Origin of the sequence: Tepiditoga spiralis (assembly GCF_014701195.1) — a bacterium.
In the GTDB taxonomy this organism is placed as follows: Bacteria; Thermotogota; Thermotogae; order Petrotogales; family Petrotogaceae; genus Tepiditoga; species Tepiditoga spiralis.
The window spans coordinates 550553-572275 of record NZ_AP018712.1 but is presented as its reverse complement, the minus strand read 5'-3'; the positions used below and the strand labels follow the sequence as shown (position 1 = coordinate 572275).

The window sequence follows — 21723 nt, the reverse complement described above, 5'->3', positions numbered from 1 at the left end:
GGAGGTGTTTTTTTATGCCAAAAAAACAAAATAAAAACGAAATGAAGGATCAAGAAATAAAAAAAGAAGAAAGTAAAGAAGTAAAGAAAGAAGAAAAAAAATCAAAAAAAGAAAGCAAGAAAAAAGAAGTATCTTTAAAACAAATAAAAAAAGAGCTAGATGAAATAAAAAAGCAAAATGAAACGTTAATTTCTGAAGTAGAAAAATCAAATGAAGAAAAATTAAAGTATAGAGATGCTGCAGTTAGTTTAAAATCTGATTTTGAAAATTATAAAGATTATGTTGAAAGAGAAAAAAGAGATATTGAAAAAAAATCAAAAGAATCAGTAATAAAACAATTAATTAATCCATTTCAAAAATTGAGTATATCTTTAAAATATAAAGATTCTCCAGAATTTGGAAAAGCAATAGAAATGGTTTATAGAGATTTTGTAAATGCTTTTGAAAAATCAGGTTTGAAGTTTATTTCGCCAGAAAAAGGAAGTCAATTTGATCCATTTGAACATGAAGTTATTGAAAAATTTGAAACTACTGAAGTAAATGAATATCATGTTTATGATGTTCAAAGCGTTGGTTATAAATTAAATAATATTGTTGTAGAACCAGCTAAAGTTGTGGTTGCAGTGAAACCAAAAATAAAAAAAGAAGAAAATGAAAAAATAGAAAAGAACGAAAATGTGAGTAAAGAATCGAATAATGAGGCAAACAAAGAAGGTGAAAACTAATGGAAAAAAAAGATTATTATAAAATTTTAAATATAGATAAAAGCGCTTCACCAGAAGAAATTAAAAAAGCATATAGAAAATTAGTTAAAGAATGGCATCCAGATAGACATATGGAAAACAAACATATAGCAGAAGAAAAATTTAAAGAAATACAAGAGGCTTATGAAGTTTTAAGTAATCCAGAAAAGAAAAAATTATATGATAGATTTGGATTTGTTCCAGAAGGTGGAATGCCTAATGGTGGACAAGCAGGAGGTTTTGAAGATATATTTCAAGACTTTTTTGGAGGTGGAGGAGACTCAGGAAATCCATTTTCAGATATATTTGATACCTTTTTTGGAGGTGGAGGAAGAAGTTCTGCAAGAGAAGAAAGTAGAGCTGAAAGAGGACAAGATATACACGCTACCATAAATTTAGAGCTAAAAGATGTTTTGTATGATATTAAGAAAAAATTAGAATATTCAAGATATCAAACATGTACTTCATGTAATGGAACAGGAGCAAAAAATGGAACTGCTTTTAAAACGTGTCCAAGATGTCATGGAGAAGGAACTATACATGAAGAACAACGATCATTCTTTGGTACTTTTGTAAAGACATATCCTTGTCCAACTTGTGGTGGAACAGGAAAAATAATAGAAGAAAAATGTGATGTATGTAACGGAAAAGGAAAAACAGTAAAAAAAGAAAAATTAGATATAACAATTCCAGCGGGTGTAGAAGATGGATATGTATTTAGAGTAAGAGGAAAAGGGCATGCTGGAAAAAATGGTGGACAAGATGGAAGTTTAATACTTCATATAAATGTAAAACCAAACAATAAATTTATAAGAAAAGGTGCAAATCTTGAAACAGAAGTAACAATTGATTATGTAACAGCAGCTCTTGGTGGAAAGATTAAAGTACCAACTTTAGAAGGAGATATAATAGAAAAAATAAATGAAGGTACAAATCCTGGAACTATAATAAGGTTAAAAAATCAAGGATTGCCAACATTTAATGGAAGACGCCGTGGAGATATATACGTTAAATTAAATGTGAAAATAGATAAGCCATCATTAAAGGAAAAGAAAATATTAAAAGAACTTGCAAAGGCAAAAAAAATTGAAATATAATAGGTGGTGACAAAGGTGTCAAAAAAAAATTTTTTAGATTATACAATAATTACCTTTGGAACTTTTTTAACTGCATTGGGAATAGTTTTATTTTTAGATCCATTTAATATAGTTGCTGGTGGAGTTAGTGGGCTTTCAATAGGAATGAAAGCCCTTTTTGGTTGGGATTTAAGTATACAAATTTTAATATACAATATAGTGTTATTTTTACTTGGATTTAAACTATTGGGTCTTGGATTTGGAGTAAAAAGTATATATTCTTCAGTTCTATTATCTTTTTTTATTTGGATAATGGAACATGTATACAGCTTGCAAAATATATTAAAAACTATAGAAACTACTAATTCAATAGATATGGTTTTAATGGCAAGTGTTTATGGATCTATTATAAGTGGTGTAGGTCTTGGACTTGTTATATGGCGTGGAGCAACTACTGGCGGAACAGACATAATTGCTATGATATTAAATAAATATTTTCATATGACAGTAGGTTCTGGTTTGATGATAGCAGATGCCATAGTTACAATGACTGCATTTTTTATAAATCCAATTTTACCAATGTATGGACTTATAGCTATTTTTATAGTTGCAAAGACTATAGATGGTGTTATAGATGGATTAAGTTCCACACGTACTGTTTTGATTATAAGTGATAAATATGATAAAATAAAAGATGGAATATATGAAAAATTAGATAGAGGGGTAACTTATTTAAAAGGTGTTGGAACATATACCAATAAAGAAAAAAATGTAATTATGCTTACAATTTTTAAATCAGAAATAGGAGAATTAAAATCATTATTAAATGAAATTGATTCTAAAGCTTTTACAGTAATACTTGAAAATAAAGAAGCACTTGGTTATGGATTTAAAAAAATTTCATAAAACAAATAAAAAAAGAGAGGTGTACGGTCGTGGATGACCCATCTGGTAGTACCGGAGTGTTAATATCATTAGTTGAAGTTATAATTTTATTGTTATTATCTGGATTTTTTTCAGCATCTGAAACAGCAATGACTGCAATGAGTAAACATAAATTAAAAGATTATGTTGAAAATGAAGATGATGAAAAGAAAAAAAATCAAATAGAAAAATTTTTGAAAAAACCAAATCAAGTTTTAACAACAATTTTGATAATGAACAATATAGTTAATATTTTGGCAGCTTCATTAACAACTGTTTTTATAACGAAATTATTTCCAAACTCTCAAGGATTAGCAATTGGAATAGCAACAGGATTTATAACACTCCTAATACTAATATTTGGTGAAATAACTCCAAAAGTTTATGCAAGACAAAATACAGTAAAATTTTTTGAATTTTCATTTAAAATAATAAATATATTAAATTATATTTTAAGACCAATAGCATGGATATTAGTAAGAGTATCAAATTTAGTAATAAGAATTTTTGGAGGTTCCACAATAAATGAAGCACCATTTATAACAGAAAATGAAATAATGAGTTATTTAGATATAGGTCATGAAGAAGGAATAATAGAAAAAGATGAAAAATATTTAATGCAAAGAAGTTTAGAAATGAGAGATACATCTGTTAAAGAAATAATGACACCTCGTGTTGATATAGTTGCAATGGAAGATGATGAAAATATAATGGAATTAGTTTCATTAATAAATGAAGAAGGATATTCAAGGTTTCCAATTTATAGAGAATCATTAGATACAATTGTTGGAATATGTTATGCAAAAGATATCTTTAAAATAATAGAAGAAGAAAAAGAAGAATTAAAAGCAAAAAATATATTAACCATAGCTCATAAACCATACTTTGTTCCAGTAACTATGAAAATAAAAGATGTTTTAAAAAATTTTCTTTCAAATAGAATACATATGGCAATAGTTGTTGATGAATATGGTGGAACAGCTGGGCTTGTTACTCTTGAAGATGTAATAGAAGAACTGACTGGAGAAATATTAGATGAATACGATGACGTAATAGAAGAATCAAATATAACCAGAATAGATGATAATACATTACTTGTAAATGGTTCTACACCAATAAACGATATAGAACGTGAACTCGATGAAGAAATGCCTGAAACAGATTTTGAAACAATAAGTGGCTTTTTATTAGAACAGTTAGAAAGATTCCCAAAACCAGGAGAAAAAATTAGTTATGATAACTTTGAATTTGAAGTTATTTCAGTTACAGTTAATAAAATAGATAAAGTTAAAGTTTCTATAAGAAGTAAAAACAAGGGAGATGAAGAAATTGGATAAAAAAATATTTAATACTTTATATGAAAAAGCTTTGAAAGCAAGAGAAAATGCCTACGCTCCATATTCTAATTTTAAAGTTGGTGCAGCATTATTAACAGAAGATAATGAAATCTTTGTTGGGTGTAATGTTGAAAATGCTTCTTATGGACTTTCTATATGTGCAGAAAGAAATGCTATTTTTTCTGCAAATGCAGCAGGAAAAAGAAAATATAAAGGATTAGTTGTAGTTGCGGATACAGAAGGACCAGTAAGTCCATGTGGTGCATGTAGGCAAGTTATATATGAATTTGGAGATTATGAAGTTGTACTTACAAACTTACAAGGAGATATAAAGGAAACAACATCAAAAGAGTTACTTCCATATGGATTTAACGGTGATGATTTAAATGAAAAAAAATAAAATAGTAGTTATAGATGATTCTTCTATAAATAGGATGTTTATAAAAACAATAATTGAAGAAAACCTTCCAAAGTTTGAAGTTTTTGAAGCGGAAAATGGAATGGAAGGTTTTAAACTCTGTAAAGAAGAAAAACCAAATGTAATACTTTTAGATATAATGATGCCAGAACTTGATGGTTATGAAGTGTGTAAAATGTTAAAAAAAGAAGAATCAACCAAAAGAATACCAGTTATATTTTTAAGTGCTTTAACCGATGCAGAAGATAAAGCAAAAGGATTTGATGTTGGTGGAATCGATTATATAACAAAACCATCAGAAATAAAAGAAGTAATAGCAAGAATAAATACACATGCAGGTTTATACAATGTTCAAAATGAATTGAGAGAATATATAAAAAAAGTAAATGAAGATTTATTAATGGCTCAAAAGGTTCAAATAGAAATGCTTCCAAAAACAAAAAAAGTAGATGGACTTTCAATGGATTGGTGTTTCAAACCATCTTTTAATGTTTCTGGAGATATGTTTGGATTAATACCAATAGAAAGCGGAGCAATTTTTTATGTTATAGATGTATCAGGACATGGTGCAGCATCTGCAATGCTATCTCTTTTAATAAAACAACAAATAGAAAATCTTGTTTCAACCGGAATAACAGATTTAAAAATACTTGGAAAAAAATTAGATGATGGAAAATTTTTTAATTTATCAGATGGAGCATACTTTACAGCGATATTTGTAAAGATAGAAAACAATAAAGCAAATATATGTAATTTTGGACATAGAGAACCTTTGTTGATTTCAGATAAAATAAAAGTTATAAACGAAGGAAATTTTCCACTTGGAATGAACTTGATAAACGAAGAAGAAATAGTTGAAAAAATATATGATTTTCAAAAAGATGATATAATTTTATTGTATACGGATGGTTTAATAGAAGCGGTAAATGAGAATAACAAAGAATTCACAATGGAAATGATAATTAAATTAATAAAAAATATTCAAGAAAAAACTCCAAAAATAATTATAAATAAAATAAAAGAAGAATTTGAGCATTTTATAGAAAGTAAAAAACCAGATGATGATATAACTATTTTTGCTGTAAAAAAGGAGATTTAAAATGAAATTAATAGAAAAAGAATTAACTGAAGAAAAAATATTTAAAGGAAGATTATTGGACGTTAGAAAGTATACCGTAGAACTTCCAGATGGAAAACATACAACAAGAGAATTAGTAGTTCATCCAGGAGCAGTTGCTATCTTACCAATAGAAGATGAAAATGTATACTTAGTTGAACAACACAGATTTCCTATAAGAAAAAACTTAATTGAAATACCAGCAGGAAAATTTGATACACCAAATGAAGATCCTTTAGAATGTGGAAAAAGGGAATTAGAAGAAGAAATAGGAAAAAAAGCAGATGAATGGATATATTTAGGATACATATACACAACACCAGGATTTTCAAATGAAATAATACATTTATATATGGCAAAAAATTTGAAAGATGGTACGATGAATACGGATGATGATGAATTTATAAATGTAAAAAAACTTAAAATAAATGAATTTGAAGAGCAAATAAAAGATGGTACAATAACAGATGCAAAAACAATAACAGCTTATACAAGAGCAAAATTAATGGGAGGAATATAAAAATGATAAGAACAAGATTTGCACCAAGCCCAACAGGATATTTACATGTTGGAGGTGCAAGAACAGCCTTATTTAATTATTTATTTGCAAGAAAAAATGGTGGAAAATTTATTTTAAGAATAGAAGATACAGATATAGAAAGATCAACAAAAGAATCAGAAGAACAATTGATAAAAGCGTTAAAATGGCTTGGATTAGATTGGGATGAAGGACCACAAGTTGGAGGAGAAGTTGGACCTTACAGACAAAGTGAAAGAACAGAAATATACAAACAAAAAACAAAAGAATTAATAGAATCAGGAAAAGCATATGAAGCATATGCATACTCTGAAGAATTAGATAAAATAAAAGAAGAACTTCTCGCAGCAGGTAAACCGCCACACTATTCATATGAAGAAATATCAAAGTATGATACACCTGAAAGAAGAAAAGAATTTGAAGAAAAAGGATTAAAACCAGTAGTATTTTTTAAAATGCCAAGAAAAGATTATTCAATAAAAGATTTAATAAAAGGAGACGTTACATTCAAAAAAGGAGCAATAGGAGACTTTGTTCTTATGAGAAGTAATGGACTTCCAACATATAATTATGCCGTTGTAATAGACGACATGTTGATGCAAATAAGTCATGTAATAAGAGGAGACGATCACTTATCAAATACACTTCGTCAAGTTGCAATATATGAAGCATTTGAAATGCCTCTTCCACAATTTGCTCACGTATCAATGATACTCGGAACAGATGGAAAAAGACTCTCAAAAAGACATGGTGCGACATCAGTTGAAGAATTTAAATATAGAGGATACTTACCTGAATCAGTAGTAAATTACTTAGCCTTACTTGGATGGTCACATCCAGAAGGAAAAGAAATAGTAGAATTATCTGAAATGATAGAAAAATTTGATTTAGACAGAGTAAATTCATCACCAGCAGTATTTGATGAAGTAAAAATGAAATGGATGAATGCAAATTACATAAGAAAAACAAACGTTGAAAAATTGTATGAACTATCCATACCATTCATAACAGAATCAAAATTGTTGACTGAAGAACAATGTAAAGACAATAAAAAATGGTTGCTCGAAGCCTTTGAATTAATAAAAACATCAGTTGAAGAATTACAAAAAGTACCAGAAGAACTATCAATATTGATAAAAGACTTTGAAATAGACGAAACAAATCAAGAATTTTTAGAATACTTAAATGCAGAAAATGTTAAACAATCGATAAAAATAGCACTTGAAAAATTTATAAATGATGAAGAATGGACAGAAAAAACAGTACTTGAAAACTTAAAAATAGCAATGAAAGAAGCAAAACCAGCAAAAAAACCATTTTATATGGCACTTAGAAAGAGCATAACAAATGAATTTCATGGACCAGACTTAGTAAAATCAATACACTTAATAGGAAGAGCAAGAGTAATAGAAAGACTCGAAAGAGTGGTGAATTTATGAAAATATACGACACTTTAAAAGGTGAATTAGTTGAATTTAAACCAATAAAAGAAAAAGAAGTAAAGATGTATGTATGTGGACCAACAGTTTATAACTTGATCCATGTTGGAAATGGAAGACCAATGATAGTATTTGATGCATTTAGAAGATTTTTAGAATACACAGGATACAAAGTAACAATGGTACAAAACTTTACAGATATAGACGACAAAATAATAAACAAAGCAATAGAAGAAAATGTACCATTTGAAGAAGTGAGCGAAAGATACATAACTCAATATTGGAAAGATGCACAAAATTTAAATATAAGAGCATCAAACTTTCATCCAAAAACAACAAATTATGTACAAGAAATAATAAAATTCATAGAAGACTTGATAAAAAAAGGATACGCATACGAATCAAATGGTGATGTATACTTTGAAGTAAGAAAATTTAAAGACTATGGAAAATTATCGCACAGAAATATAGACGATATGAAATCTGGTGCAAGAATAGAAGTATCAGATATAAAAAAAGACCCACTTGACTTTGCATTGTGGAAAAATGCTAAACCAGGAGAACCTGCATGGGAAAGCCCATGGGGAAATGGAAGACCAGGATGGCATATAGAATGTTCTGTTATGTCAGGAGAATTACTTGGAGAAACATTTGATATACATGCAGGAGGAAATGATTTAGTATTTCCACACCATGAAAATGAAAGAGCTCAATCAATGGCAAGACATGGAAAAGAATTTGCAAATTATTGGATGCACAATGGAATGATAAAAGTATCAGGAGATAAAATGTCTAAATCAATAGGAAATATATGGCTAATAAGAGATGTAGTAAAAGAATTTGGAGCAGATACAACAAAAGTATTTATATTGAGCAAACACTATAGAACACCATTAGACTTCACAAAAGAAGGATTAGAAGAACAAAAAAAATCAGTTACAAGAGTACAAAACTCTTTAATAGAAGCAGAAAAATACTTTAATGGAACAGTACCATTTATAAAAAATACAGAGTACATGAAACAAACAATAAACAATATGAAAGAAGCATTATCAGAAGATTTTAATACACCAAAAGTAATAGCAAAAATCTTTGAAGTATCAAAAAATTTAAACAAAGCAATAACAGAAAAAAACGAACAACAAATAAAAGAAAACTACCATTTAATAAAAAATGAAATGGGACCAGTATTAGGAATATTTGAAAAAAACGAAGTAACAACAAATGATTCAAAAATGGATAAAGTAATGGAAGTAATAATAAACACAAGAAAAAAAGCAAAAAAAGAAAAAAATTATGAAATGTCAGATTACATAAGAGAAGAGTTAAAGAAAGTTGGAATTATATTAAAAGACACCCCACAAGGAATGGAATATACAATACAATAAAAAGTATCCTGTAAAATTTACAGGATACTTTTTTTAGTGCGCCCAGCATGTGAGCTTGCTTGTCAGTGAAATATCAACTCTATTTTTTATAGATAGTATATTTTAAATAAAAGTTATCGTTTAAAATCGTTTTATATAAATAATTGTTTAATGTATAATAAAAGTAAGCCAGAAATACAATAGAAAAATGGGCCAGGAAGGAAAAAATACTCCTTTTAAAAGATGAGAGGATACCATGGAAAACTTCACCTTTAAAATTTCATGTAAAGCAGTGTGTCTTTACCAAAGAAAAGTGCCCCTTTGAAGGGGCGAGTCCGAAGGACGGAGGGATGTTGTTTGTTGTTATATTCGCTGTTTATTAGTATATAGAAAATTAGAAAGCTCCACACCCCACCGATAAAACCGCGTCCCCTCAAGGGGACATTTATAAACCATAAATATTAAGACATAATATAAGCATCCCCACATGGAACTGTTTAATGTATAAAAAAATTAAGTCAGGAATAAAAAAGAAAAATGGGTCAAGAAGAAAAAAAGAAGTATAAAAAAAATTTAAACAAAGCAATAACAAAAAAATGAACAACAAATAAAAGAAAACTACTATTTAATAAAAAATGAAATGGGACTAATATTAGGAATATTTGAAAAAAACGAAGTAACAACAAATGATTCAAAAATGGATAAAGTAATGGAAGTACTAATAAACACAAGAAAAAAAGAAAAAATTATGAAATGTCAGATTACATAATTTTTTACTTTTTTTCTTTCATTTTTATGTATTCTATCAATTATTTTTTGATTTTTCAATTGATACGGAAGACTATCTTTTTTATTATACATTAAACATATAGAAAGATTGGAGAGATTATAATATTAACAAACTCTTAATGTTTCCTGAAACGTGGTTTTATTCAGCGTTTTATTTTTTTGGCCCATTTTTTAATTGTAATTTGGCTTATTCTTCACTTGCAAAATACATAAATAATTATAGAAAATACAAAAAATTGAAATATAGTCTCATAAAAATATAAAAAATATTTAGATCAAAAATAATGAAATAAAAAACACAGCTTATAGCTGCGTAAAAAAAAATATAAATACGATTTAAAAAGTAATGAAACTATAATAAGAGACAGTACTATAAATATAATTAAAAAAACATATGGTATAATGAAATTAGAGGTGATAAAGATGAAAAAACTACCAATAGGAGTACAAGACTTTAAAGAATTAATAACAGATTATATATACATAGACAAAACAAAATATTTACATGAATTAATAACAAGTGGAAAATTTAATTTTTTATCTCGACCAAGAAGGTTTGGAAAGAGTTTAACGATATCAACACTGTACTATCTATTTAAAGGGGAAAAAGACTTATTTAAAGGAACATACATATACGATAAATGGGAATTCAAAGAGTATCCAGTGATAAGAATAAATTTGTTGGATGTCTCAACAGAGAACGAACAAAGTTTTAAGTATGGCTTGTTAGAAATAATAAAAGAAGAAGCGAAAAGATATGGAATAACAATAGAAAACACAAACTATAAATATGCATTCAATGAATTAATAATAAAACTATCCCAAAAAGAAAGAGTAGTAATATTAGTAGATGAATATGAAAAACCAATATTAGACAATATAAACAACAAAGAAAAAGCAGAAAAGTATAGAGAAATATTGAGAGACTTTTATGTGAGCATAAAGTCAAAAGATGAATACATAAAGTTTGTATTCATGACAGGAATAACAAAGTTCACAAAAACAGGAGTATTTTCTGCATTAAACAACTTAAATGATATATCATTGAATAAAAAATACGCACAGATGTTGGGATACACACAAGAAGAGTTGGAAAGTAACTTTAAAGAGCATATAAAAGAAACAGCAATTGAAATGAAGATGGAAGAAAAAGAATTATTAAAAAACTTAAAGATGTACTACAATGGATTTTCATTTGATGGAGAGAATTCTGTATACAATCCATTTTCAATATTAAGGTTTTTTAATGAAAGAAAGTTTCAAAACTATTGGTTTGAAAGTGGATCACCATCATTTTTGTACGAATACATAAAAGGGAAGAAGATAAGATATGAAGACTTAGTGAAGTATCCAGTGAGCGAACTCGATTTTTCAACACGAGAAATAGAAGAAGCAAATGCAAGCATATTCTTTACACAAGCAGGATACTTGACCTTTAAAGGAAAAGAACAATATGGAATGGAATATGAATATTTATTAGATTATCCAAATATAGAAGTAAAGAACAGCTTTTCAAAGATGATATTAGAAGCAAACTATGAACTTGAAAGAGGAAAAATAAAAGAAATAAATAAAACGATGTGGAGATCAATAAAAGAAAAAGACATAGAAGGAATAATAAAAGAAATAAAAAGAATAATAAGTGCAATACCATACAACTTACACAAAAAAGAAGAAAGCTACTATCATTCATTGATATACACAATACTCGCATCAACAGGACTAAACGTAACAGCAGAAGAATTAACGAACTTAGGAAGAAGCGATATAGTAATAGAGGAAGACACTATATACATAATGGAAATAAAGATAGATAAAAGTGCAGAAAAAGCCTTAAATCAAATAAAAGAAATGAAGTACTATGAAAAGTACAAAGGAAAAGAAATTTACATAATAGGAATAAACATAAACTCAGAAAAAAGAAATATAGACGAATACAAAATAGAAAAGGTATAATTTGAGAGTATTAAGAAAATGAGTCTGTAAAGATTAGTGTGTATTAGATATATCTGGTAGCATATAAATATTGGAAAACAACGACAAAAATCTTAAAAAAATGTAGTTATTAGAAAATGAAAAAAATGTTCCTGAATAGTATGAATTAAATAAGGCAAAATTGGTAAAACCACCCTTTTACAGTAAAAAACTGCAATGACTGAAAGGGCGACAACCCATCTGCCCGGTACAAAGTAAGGGCGACAACCCATCTGCCCGGTACAAAGTAAGGGCGACAACCCATCTGCCCGGTACAAAGTATAGAGTTTTTAAGGATTACAAGCTACTTTCAGAGGTAGTTTTTAAGACGATCCTCGAAAAGGATGGACTGTTCGGAAATAACAGCGTTCCAGTTGTGAAACCGTGCTGTCCATTTTTTTGTCACGTTTTTGGTAGTAAGGTATAAACTTTTAAGAACAGCATCGTCATTAGGGAATATTGATTTGGTCTTGGTAGCCTTCCTGAAGGAACAGAATATTACAGTGATGTTTTAACTACTAAAATAGATAGTTTTATATCTATATTTAATTTAGAAAGTATGAATAGCTTTATTAGTTTATTTAGGTTAATAATAATAAGTATTATCATGTTTAATTTAAATTATATAATAGGTTTTTCTACTTTTTTCATTATAACAGTTTCATTTTTTATATTTAAATATGCAAATAACTATTATTTAAAAAATATAAGTAATGTTGAAAAAGGATATATGATATATTTTGATGATACTGAGGATACGATAAATGGAAAAATAGAAATAATAAATTATTTTGCTTTTAATAAAGAAAATAAAAGGAACTATACTTTATATGATAAAATAAAAAGAAAAAAATCATATGAAATTTTATTTAATTTGAAAATGATGAAATCATAATAAGAAATAGTACTATAAATATAAAAAAAACATATGGTATAATGAAATTAGAGGTGATAAAAGTGAAGAAGTTGCCAATAGGAGTACAAGACTTTAAAGAGTTAATAACAAATTATATATACATAGATAAAACAAAATATTTATATGAATTAATAACAAGTGGAAAATTTTATTTTTTATCACGCCCAAGAAGATTTGGAAAGAGCTTAACGGTATCAACACTGTACTATCTGTTTAAAGGAGAAAAAGAATTATTTAAGGGTACATACATATACGACAAATGGGAGTTCAAAGAATACCCAGTAATAAAAATAGATATGTCAGATAACACATTAACAACATATGAAGAATTTATAGAATCATTAAAAGATAAGATAAATAAAATATATAAAGAAGAAGGACTAACCTCAACAACAAAAGATTTACCAACAATGTTTGGAAATATAATAGAAGATTTAAATAAAAAAAATAAAGAAAGAACAGTAATATTAATAGATGAATATGAATCACCAATATTAGAACATATGAACAATAAAGAAGAAGCAGAAAAAATAAGAAGATTTTTAAGAGAGTTCTATAAAAAAATAAAATCAAAAGATGAATACATAAAGTTTGTATTCATGACAGGAATAACAAAGTTCACAAAAACAGGAGTATTTTCTGCATTGAACAACTTAAATGATATATCGTTGAATAAAAAATACGCACAGATGTTGGGGTACACACAAGAAGAGTTAGAAAGTAACTTTAAAGAGCACATAAAAGAAACAGCAATTGAAATGAAGATGGAAGAAAAAGAGTTATTAAAAAACTTAAAGATGTACTACAATGGATTTTCATTTGATGGAGAAGATAGTGTATACAATCCATTTTCAATATTAAGATTTTTTAATGAAAGAAAGTTTCAAAACTATTGGTTTGAAAGTGGATCACCATCATTCTTGTATGAATACATAAAAGGAAAGAAGATAAGATATGAAGACTTAGTGAAGTATCCGGTGAGCGAACTTGATTTTTCAACACGAGAAATAGAAGAAGCAAATGCAAGTATATTCTTTACACAAGCAGGATACTTGACCTTTAAAGGAATAAAAAGATTAGGATTGAGGGAAAAGTACATATTAGACTATCCAAATATAGAAGTAAAGAACAGCTTTTCAAAGATAATATTAGAAGCAAACTATGGAATAAGAGAAATAGAACAAATAGAAACCACAATATATGAAAGAATATATGAAAAAGACATAGAAGGAATAATAAAAGAAATAAAAAGAATAATAAGTGCAATACCATACAACTTGCACAAAAAAGAAGAAAGTTACTATCATTCATTGATATACACAATACTAGCATCAGCAGGACTGAACGTAACAGCAGAAGAGTTAACGAACTTAGGAAGAAGCGATATAGTAATAGAGGAAGACACTATATACATAATGGAAATAAAGATAGACAAGAGTGCAGAAAAAGCCTTAAATCAAATAAAAGAAATGAAGTACTATGAAAAGTACAAAGGAAAAGAAATTTACATAATAGGAATAAACATAAACTCAGAAAAAAGAAACATAGACGAATACAAAATAGAAAAGATATAATCCCAGCGGGTGCTGGGATATTTTTTTATAAAAACTCATAAAAAGCGTGAAAGTAACGATGGAAAATAGTGAAAAAATAAAACATTCGCCATTCAAATTTTCTAAAAAACGTATTTTGTTTAATGTATAATAAAAGTAAGCCAGGAATACAATTGAAAAATGGGCCAGGAAGGAAAAAAGAAGTATCAAAAAATTAAAAAAAAGCAAAAAAAGAAAAAAATTATGAAATGTCAGATTACATAAGAGAAGAGTTAAAGAAAGTTGGAATTATATTAAAAGACACCCCACAAGGAATGGAATATACAATACAATAAAAAGTATCCTGTAAAATTTACAGGATACTTTTTTTGTTTTTTGAGTGAACAATAAAAAAAATTATATGAAGTTTTAAGAAATCAAATTATAATGAGAGATAGTACTATAAAAACATATGGTATAATAAAAATTAGAGGTGATAAAAATGAAAAAACTACCAATAGGAGTACAAAACTTTAAAGAGTTAATAACAGATTATATATACATAGATAAAACAAAATATTTACATGAATTAGTAACAAATGGAAAATTTTATTTTTTATCTCGACCAAGAAGGTTTGGAAAGAGCTTAACGGTATCAACACTGTACTATCTGTTTAAAGGAGAAAAAGAATTATTTAAGGGTACATACATATACGACAAATGGGAGTTCAAAGAATATCCAGTGATAAAAATAGATATGTCAGATAATACATTAACCACATATGAAGAATTTATAGAATCATTAAAAGATAAAATAAATAAAATATATAAAGAAGAAGGAATAACACCAACAACAAAAGATTTACCAACGATGTTTGGAAATATAATAGAAGATTTAAATAAAAAAAATAAAGAAAGAACAGTAATACTAATAGATGAATATGAATCACCAATATTAGAACATCTAAACAATAAAGAAGAAGCAGAAAAAATAAGAAGATTTTTAAGAGAGTTCTATAAAAAAATAAAATCAAAAGACGAATACATAAAGTTTGTATTCATGACAGGAATAACAAAATTCACAAAAACAGGAGTATTTTCAGCATTGAACAACTTAAATGATATATCATTAGATAAAACATACGCACAGATGTTGGGATACACACAAGAAGAGTTAGAAAGTAACTTTAAAGAACACATAAAAGAAACAGCAATTGAAATGAAGATGGAAGAAAAAGAGTTATTAAAAAACTTAAAGATGTACTACAATGGATTTTCATTTGATGGAGAAAATAGTGTATACAATCCATTTTCAATACTACAATTTTTTAAAAAAAAGAAGTTTCAAAACTATTGGTTTGAAAGTGGCTCACCATCATTTTTGTATGAATATATAAAAGGAAAGAAGATAAGATACGAAGACTTAGTGAAGTATCCAGTGAGCGAACTCGATTTTTCAACCCGAGAAATAGAAGAAGCAAATGCAAGTATATTCTTTACACAAGCAGGATATTTGACTTTTAAAGGAAAAGAACAATATGGAATGGAATATGAATACCTATTAGACTATCCAAACATAGAAGTAAAGAATAGCTTTTCAAAGATGATATTAGAAGCAAACTATGAACTTGAAAGAGGAAAAATAAAAGAAATAAACAAAACAATATGGAAAGCAATAAAAGAAAAAGACATAGAAGGAATAATAAAAGAAATAAAAAGAATAATAAGTGCAATCCCATACAACTTGCACAAAAAAGAAGAAAGTTACTATCATTCATTGATATACACAATACTCGCATCAGCGGGATTGAACGTAACAGCAGAAGAATTAACGAACTTAGGAAGAAGCGATATAGTAATAGAAGAAGACATCATATACATAATGGAAATAAAGATAGACAAGAGTGCAGAAAAAGCCTTAAATCAAATAAAAGAAATGAAGTACTATGAAAAGTACAAAGGGAAAGAAGTTTATATAATAGGAATAAACATAAACTCAGAAAAAAGAAACATAGACGAATACAAAATAGAAAAGATATAATCCCAGCGATGCTGGGATATTTTTTTATAAAAACTCATAACTTTTAAAGATATTATCCATAAAAGTGTGAAAGTAATGATGAAAAATAGTTAAAAATCAAAGTAAAAAAACACTTAAATTTTTTATATTAATATTTCATCAATAATAAAAAATTAAATCAAAATATTTATAAAAAAAATATTTTAATGGAATTTCACAAACTTTTATAATAAAAATGATTAATAATAACATTATAAAAAATATAAAATTTAAATTCACAAATATTAATAGTTAATATAAATTTAATAACATAAAAAAAAAAAATAAATGATATAAATTAATCAAAAAAACATTATATTTAGGTAAAAATATTAATTAGTGCACTAAAAATAGTTGATTTTTTTTTTTTTTTTTTGCTATAATATTTGTGCTAATTTACAAAAAGCAAACACAAAGATACATTAAATACATATAAAGTTTTTTGTAATACTGGAAATATAAGTAAAATAACTTAAAAATATTAAAGATTATTTTTATAAAATATTTTTCATAATAAAGATAAAAAAAACAAAAGCCGGCTTTGTTTTAAATAAATGAGAAGGGAGGATTTTGTATGAAAGTAATTATAAAAGCAGAAAAATCGGATAAAGGAGCTTATGTTCCAATGGGATGCGGACCATGTTCTCATTTGGGTCCTTGTAGAAAAGTAATAGACAGATAACTAAATAGGAGGAGCTTTGTGCTTCTCCTAAATATTAAATAAAGGAGAAAAAATATGTTTTTAACAAAAAATAAGGCTTTTTTTTATTTAAAAAATAATTATTATATTTTAAATACTGAAAATGGTGCTTTAATAAAATTAGATAAAAATTCATATGAACATTTAAAAAATAAAAATATAAAGAAACTTTCGAATGAAGAAGTTAATATTTTAAGAAAAAACGGATTTATAATTGATAAAAATGAATACAATAATTTTTATTTTAATAATAGAAATAATTATTTAATTAGTAAACATTTAAAAAGTGATTCTTTAAAAATAGATATTGCTGTTACAAATAAATGTAATTTTTCTTGTACTTATTGTTTTGAAAAAGAAAATTTAAATAATTATATTAATGTTAATGAAAAAACAAAAAATGAATTTAGAAAAAATTTGAGTGATTATATTAATAATAAAATAAAAAATAATAATTTAAAAAAAATAACAATTGTATGGTATGGTGGAGAACCAACATTAGAATACGATTTTATTAACAAAATTAATAAAGAATATTATGAGTTAGGAAAAGAAAAAGATATAGAATTTAATAATATAATTATTTCAAATGGATATTTAATAAATGATAAATTCATAAGCGAATTAAAAAAATACAATACAAGTTATATTCAAATCACTCTAGATGGTGAAAAAGATATGCATAATCATCGTAGAAAATTAAAAAGTAATAAAGGAACTTATAATCAAATTTTAAATAATATAGAAAAATTAATTTCTAATAAAATTGAGACAGTTATTAGAATAAATATTGATAAAGAAAATTTTAAACAAGTAAATAATTTAATAGATACTATAAATAAAAAATTTAGTAAATTTGTTGGTAAATATTTGTTTATTGATTTATCTAGAGTTTTTGGAAGTGAATATTCATATACTAATTATGAGTTTAAAGACATAAAAAATAATTTTACCCATAAATTATTTAAATATAAATTTTTAGAACCAATAATATCAAATAATGGAGTCAATGCTTTTTGTAGTGCTGAATGTGATAATGATGATTTAGTTATAGATATTTTTGGAAATGTTTATAAATGTTGGAATTATGTTTATGAAAAAGATAAAGCTTATACTACATTAAAAGAAATTATTGATAATGATTTTAAAATAATATCAAGAAATAAAAATAGATTAGATTATGTAGAAAAAGCATCTTTGTTAACAGTTAATGAAGGGGAATGCCTTTCATGTGAATTTTTGAGATATTGCAAAGGTTTATGTCCAGATCAAAGAAAGAGAATGATAGAAGGTTATGAAGAAAATATTTATAAAAATGATAAATGCAAAGAAATAGTATATAGTTATATAGAAAGCAATATAAAAGAAATATTAAGTTATTAGAACATTTGGAGGAGAAAACTTTGAAAGAATTTTTTATTTTGTTTAAAAAATTATGGAATTATTTTCCAAAGAAGATAAAATTTTATTATATATTTTATATGATTGTTTCTATAATTAATGTATCAATATTTATTATTTTACCATTTTTGTATGGAAAAATCATAGATGTTATAGAAAAAAATCAATACAATAGTCATAAAATATATTTATATGTATCATTAACAATATTAGGATATTTATCAATAAAAATAATGAGTTTAATAAATATAAAGGTTAAAGAATCACTCATTCAAATGTTCAATAATAAAATATATAAAAGTATACTATTATTAAATAATAAAGACTATAAAGATAAAGAATCTGGATATTGGATGAGTATATTAAAAAATGATATGAAACAAATTTCTGTATTATTTTTAGATTTTTTGTATACATTACCAGCAGAAATTTTTAATGCAATTGCTGTTTTTATTATACTTGCTTATTATTCTCTTACTATGTCAATTATTATATTAATATCTTCTATATTAAACATATTAATTAATTTATATAGAGAAAAAAATGTAATACCTTATTATAATAAAGCGCAAGAAAAATATAGACATTTTTATTCTATTTTAAATACTAATTTAAAAGGACAAAAAGATATTAAATACTTTAATTATTATTCTAAAGTATCCAAAGAAATTATAGATAATTATAATGTATATAAAAATGAATTTAATAAATATAAAAAACGTGATTTTATAATTTCTAACACACTAAATTTTATAAATTCAATTTCAGAAATACTGTGTACATCAATAGCTTTCCTTTTATTCATAAAAGGAAAGTATTCATTTGGTACAACTATTTTAATAACACAGTTTTTAACAATAGTAAGTACAAAAGCTACATATATTTATGAAAATATAAAATGGTTGCAGTCATTTCCAAATCATATGAAAAAAATACTTTATATTTTTGATAAAAGTAAAATAAATTTAAATAAGAGTTATTACGAACAAAAAAATGAATTTAAATATATAAATATAGATAATATAAGTTTTAAATATAAAGAAAAGAATATATTTAAAAATTTCAATTTAAAAATTAATAAAGGTGATAAAATTTCTATTTATGGAAAAAGTGGTGTTGGAAAAACAACTTTAATAAATTTAATATTAGGTATATTAAATCCAGATTCCGGAAAAATAAGTATAGAAAAAAACGTTAAAATAGGTGTTTTTAGTCAAGATTTTTATATATTTAATAGATCTATAAAAGATAATATATTGTTATCAGATATGAAAGTTGAAAACGAAGAAATAATAAAAATTCTTAAATATTGTGGATTAAAAACATGGTTTGAAAAGAATAACTATAACTTAGATTATACAGTCGGTAAGAGTGGAAATTTTTTATCTGGTGGAGAAAAAATGAGAGTAGCTTTAGCAAGATTAATTGTATATGACCCAGAAGTTATAATATTAGATGAACCACTTAGAGGTATTGATAAATCTTTAAAAGATGAATTAATATTATTTATGAAAGAATATATTAAACATAAAACAGTTATTATTATAAGCCATGATAAAGATGTATTGAGTTTAGGAAATAAAAAAATTGAATTAAATAAAAAAGTTTTAATAGGTTGTGATAAAAATGTATAAATTAAAATTTTTAATAAAAAAGATAGATAAAAAATTGATTATTCAATTAATGTTTATACTGATATTTTATATGATTGTAAATTTAATAATGCTAACAATTCCTTTAGTATATAAAAATATAATAGATATAATTCAGAGTAATAAATTAATTTCTATTAAAAATATAATTTTATGGGCAAGCTTAACTATATTATGTTTTTTTTTAAAATCATATTTTGAATATAAAAGTTCTATACTAAAATTAAAAGCAAGTGGAAATGTATTAAAGAAATTATTATATAATATATTAAATAAAAATTTTTATAATTTTAATAAAAATGGAACAGAATATTACAGTGATATTTTAACTACTAAAATAGATAGTTTTATATCTATATTTAGTTTAGAAAGTATGACTAGCTTTATTAGTTTATTTAGGTTAATAATAATAAGTATTATCATGTTTAATTTAAATTATATAATAGGTTTTTCTACTTTTTTCATTATAACAGTTTCATTTTTTATATTTAAATATGCAAATAACTATTATTTAAAAAATATAAGTAATGTTGAAAAAGGATATATGACATATTTTGATGATACTGAGGATACGATAAATGGAAAAATAGAAATAATAAATTATTTTGCTTTTAATAAAGAAAATAAAAGGAACTATACTTTATATGATAAAATAAAAAGAAAAAAAGTTAAGATATTATCCAGAGATTTTATTAATTTTTTTATGATTTTAGATTATTCAAGAGTAATTTATGAATTATTTATATTTGTTTTTTCTTTAAATTTAGTAATAAATAAGGAAATAACAATTGGAACATTGATTATATTGGTCGTTTATTCTAAAATGATATCAGAACCAATAATGTATTTAAATTCAATAATTAGTGATATTAGAAATAGCTTTGTAGCAGTAGATATATTATATAGTGAAACAAATACTAAAAGTAATGAAAAAATATATGAAATAAAAGATATTAATACTATATCTCTAAATAACATTAGCATAAATATTGAGGATAAAAATATTTTAAATAATTTTAATATGTATATAGAAAAATATGATAAACTTGGAATTATTGCTCCTTCAGGGAGTGGAAAATCTACAATTATTTCGTTGATAATTAAAGAAATAGAAGCAAAATTGGGAACAATATACATAAATAACAAGAATATAAAAGAAATATCACAAAAAAGCATTTTGAATTGTATGACTATACTATCTCAAGATTCATATATATTTGAAAATACTATTTATGAAAATATAAATATGGGTAGAAATATAAGCAAAGAAGAAGTTTTAAAAATACTAAAAAAAATGTCATTAGAATATTTTGATTTAAATTATAAATTACAATCAAATGGGAAAAATATATCTGGTGGAGAAAAATCAAGAATATTACTTGCAAGAACTATACTGAGTAAAAAAGATTTTATAATATTAGATGAACCATTAGAAGAAGTAGATAAAAATACAAAGGAAAAAATATTAATATATTTAAAAAAAGAATTAAAAGATAAAACATGCATTATTATTTCTCACAATGATGAAGTAATAAATTTTTTATGTAGTAAACATTTATATTTAAGTTGATATATCATTGAGTTATATTATTATCAAAAATGATACGTAAAATAATGAACAAGATACTACCAGAGATAAACAAATTAAAAATCAAAAACAATTGATAGAATAAAAATGAAAAAACTACCAATAGGAGTACAAGACTTAAAAAAATAAAAAAAAGAAAGGGAATGTCAAATA

The 21723-nt window shown here is 25.1% G+C and carries 16 protein-coding genes and 1 pseudogene; 16 read left to right on the top strand and 1 reads right to left on the bottom strand.

The genetic code is table 11. From position 1 onward, the window contains the following. Positions 1-14 precede the first annotated feature (14 nt). The 10 genes from IGS63_RS02545 (at position 15) to IGS63_RS02500 (ending at position 11704) form a co-directional block, all read left to right on the top strand. Positions 15-725, top strand: a complete 711-nt coding sequence (locus IGS63_RS02545) for a nucleotide exchange factor GrpE (protein WP_190615476.1) — start codon at positions 15-17, stop codon at positions 723-725. Further along, positions 725-1840 carry a molecular chaperone DnaJ gene (gene dnaJ, locus IGS63_RS02540; protein WP_190615475.1) on the top strand — a complete coding sequence of 372 codons (1116 nt, stop codon included), beginning with the start codon at positions 725-727 and terminating at the stop codon, positions 1838-1840. Before IGS63_RS02545 ends, dnaJ begins: the two co-directional genes overlap by 1 nt. Positions 1841-1855: 15 nt before the next feature. Next, on the top strand, positions 1856-2725 hold the full coding sequence (locus IGS63_RS02535; RefSeq protein WP_232521266.1) for a YitT family protein: 870 nt from the start codon (positions 1856-1858) through the stop codon (positions 2723-2725). 29 nt (positions 2726-2754) lie between these two features. Then, positions 2755-4080 carry a hemolysin family protein gene (locus IGS63_RS02530; protein WP_190615473.1) on the top strand — a complete coding sequence of 442 codons (1326 nt, stop codon included), beginning with the start codon at positions 2755-2757 and terminating at the stop codon, positions 4078-4080. Then, positions 4064-4480 (top strand): cytidine deaminase, encoded by a 417-nt coding sequence (locus IGS63_RS02525; protein ID WP_190615472.1) that lies wholly within the window; start codon positions 4064-4066, stop codon positions 4478-4480. Before IGS63_RS02530 ends, IGS63_RS02525 begins: the two co-directional genes overlap by 17 nt. After that, positions 4467-5597, top strand: coding sequence for a fused response regulator/phosphatase (locus tag IGS63_RS02520; protein WP_190615471.1), 1131 nt, complete (start codon positions 4467-4469; stop codon positions 5595-5597). The genes IGS63_RS02525 and IGS63_RS02520 overlap by 14 nt, the downstream gene beginning before the upstream one ends. Position 5598: 1 nt before the next feature. Further along, positions 5599-6135: an NUDIX domain-containing protein gene (locus IGS63_RS02515; protein WP_190615470.1), complete on the top strand. Its 537-nt coding sequence runs from the start codon at positions 5599-5601 to the stop codon at positions 6133-6135. 2 nt (positions 6136-6137) lie between these two features. Next, positions 6138-7592 (top strand): glutamate--tRNA ligase, encoded by a 1455-nt coding sequence (gltX, locus tag IGS63_RS02510; RefSeq protein ID WP_190615469.1) that lies wholly within the window; start codon positions 6138-6140, stop codon positions 7590-7592. Continuing rightward, positions 7589-8980: a cysteine--tRNA ligase gene (gene cysS, locus IGS63_RS02505; RefSeq protein WP_190615468.1), complete on the top strand. Its 1392-nt coding sequence runs from the start codon at positions 7589-7591 to the stop codon at positions 8978-8980. Before gltX ends, cysS begins: the two co-directional genes overlap by 4 nt. A gap of 1191 nt (positions 8981-10171) precedes the next feature. Then, positions 10172-11704: an ATP-binding protein gene (locus IGS63_RS02500; RefSeq protein ID WP_190615467.1), complete on the top strand. Its 1533-nt coding sequence runs from the start codon at positions 10172-10174 to the stop codon at positions 11702-11704. Positions 11705-12032: 328 nt separating this feature from the next. Here the strand turns inward: IGS63_RS02500 and IGS63_RS11840 are convergent. After that, a pseudogene (locus IGS63_RS11840) lies at positions 12033-12209 on the bottom strand (IS256 family transposase); the annotation flags it as partial. Between the two features lie 72 nt (positions 12210-12281). Here IGS63_RS11840 and IGS63_RS02495 point away from each other — a divergent pair. The 6 genes from IGS63_RS02495 (at position 12282) to IGS63_RS02470 (ending at position 21552) form a co-directional block, all read left to right on the top strand. Beyond that, on the top strand, positions 12282-12617 hold the full coding sequence (locus tag IGS63_RS02495) for a hypothetical protein (protein ID WP_190615466.1): 336 nt from the start codon (positions 12282-12284) through the stop codon (positions 12615-12617). Between the two features lie 62 nt (positions 12618-12679). Beyond that, complete coding sequence (locus IGS63_RS02490; RefSeq protein ID WP_190615465.1) at positions 12680-14212, top strand: ATP-binding protein; 1533 nt, start codon at positions 12680-12682, stop codon at positions 14210-14212. A 460-nt stretch (positions 14213-14672) separates the two neighbouring features. Continuing rightward, complete coding sequence (locus tag IGS63_RS02485) at positions 14673-16211, top strand: ATP-binding protein (protein ID WP_190615464.1); 1539 nt, start codon at positions 14673-14675, stop codon at positions 16209-16211. A gap of 754 nt (positions 16212-16965) precedes the next feature. Beyond that, on the top strand, positions 16966-18312 hold the full coding sequence (locus IGS63_RS02480; protein WP_190615463.1) for a radical SAM/SPASM domain-containing protein: 1347 nt from the start codon (positions 16966-16968) through the stop codon (positions 18310-18312). 20 nt (positions 18313-18332) lie between these two features. Beyond that, positions 18333-19964 carry an ATP-binding cassette domain-containing protein gene (locus IGS63_RS02475; protein ID WP_190615462.1) on the top strand — a complete coding sequence of 544 codons (1632 nt, stop codon included), beginning with the start codon at positions 18333-18335 and terminating at the stop codon, positions 19962-19964. Further along, a complete protein-coding gene (locus IGS63_RS02470; protein ID WP_190615461.1) occupies positions 19957-21552 on the top strand; it encodes an ATP-binding cassette domain-containing protein in 1596 nt (531 codons plus the stop codon). The genes IGS63_RS02475 and IGS63_RS02470 overlap by 8 nt, the downstream gene beginning before the upstream one ends. Positions 21553-21723: the final 171 nt, after the last annotated feature.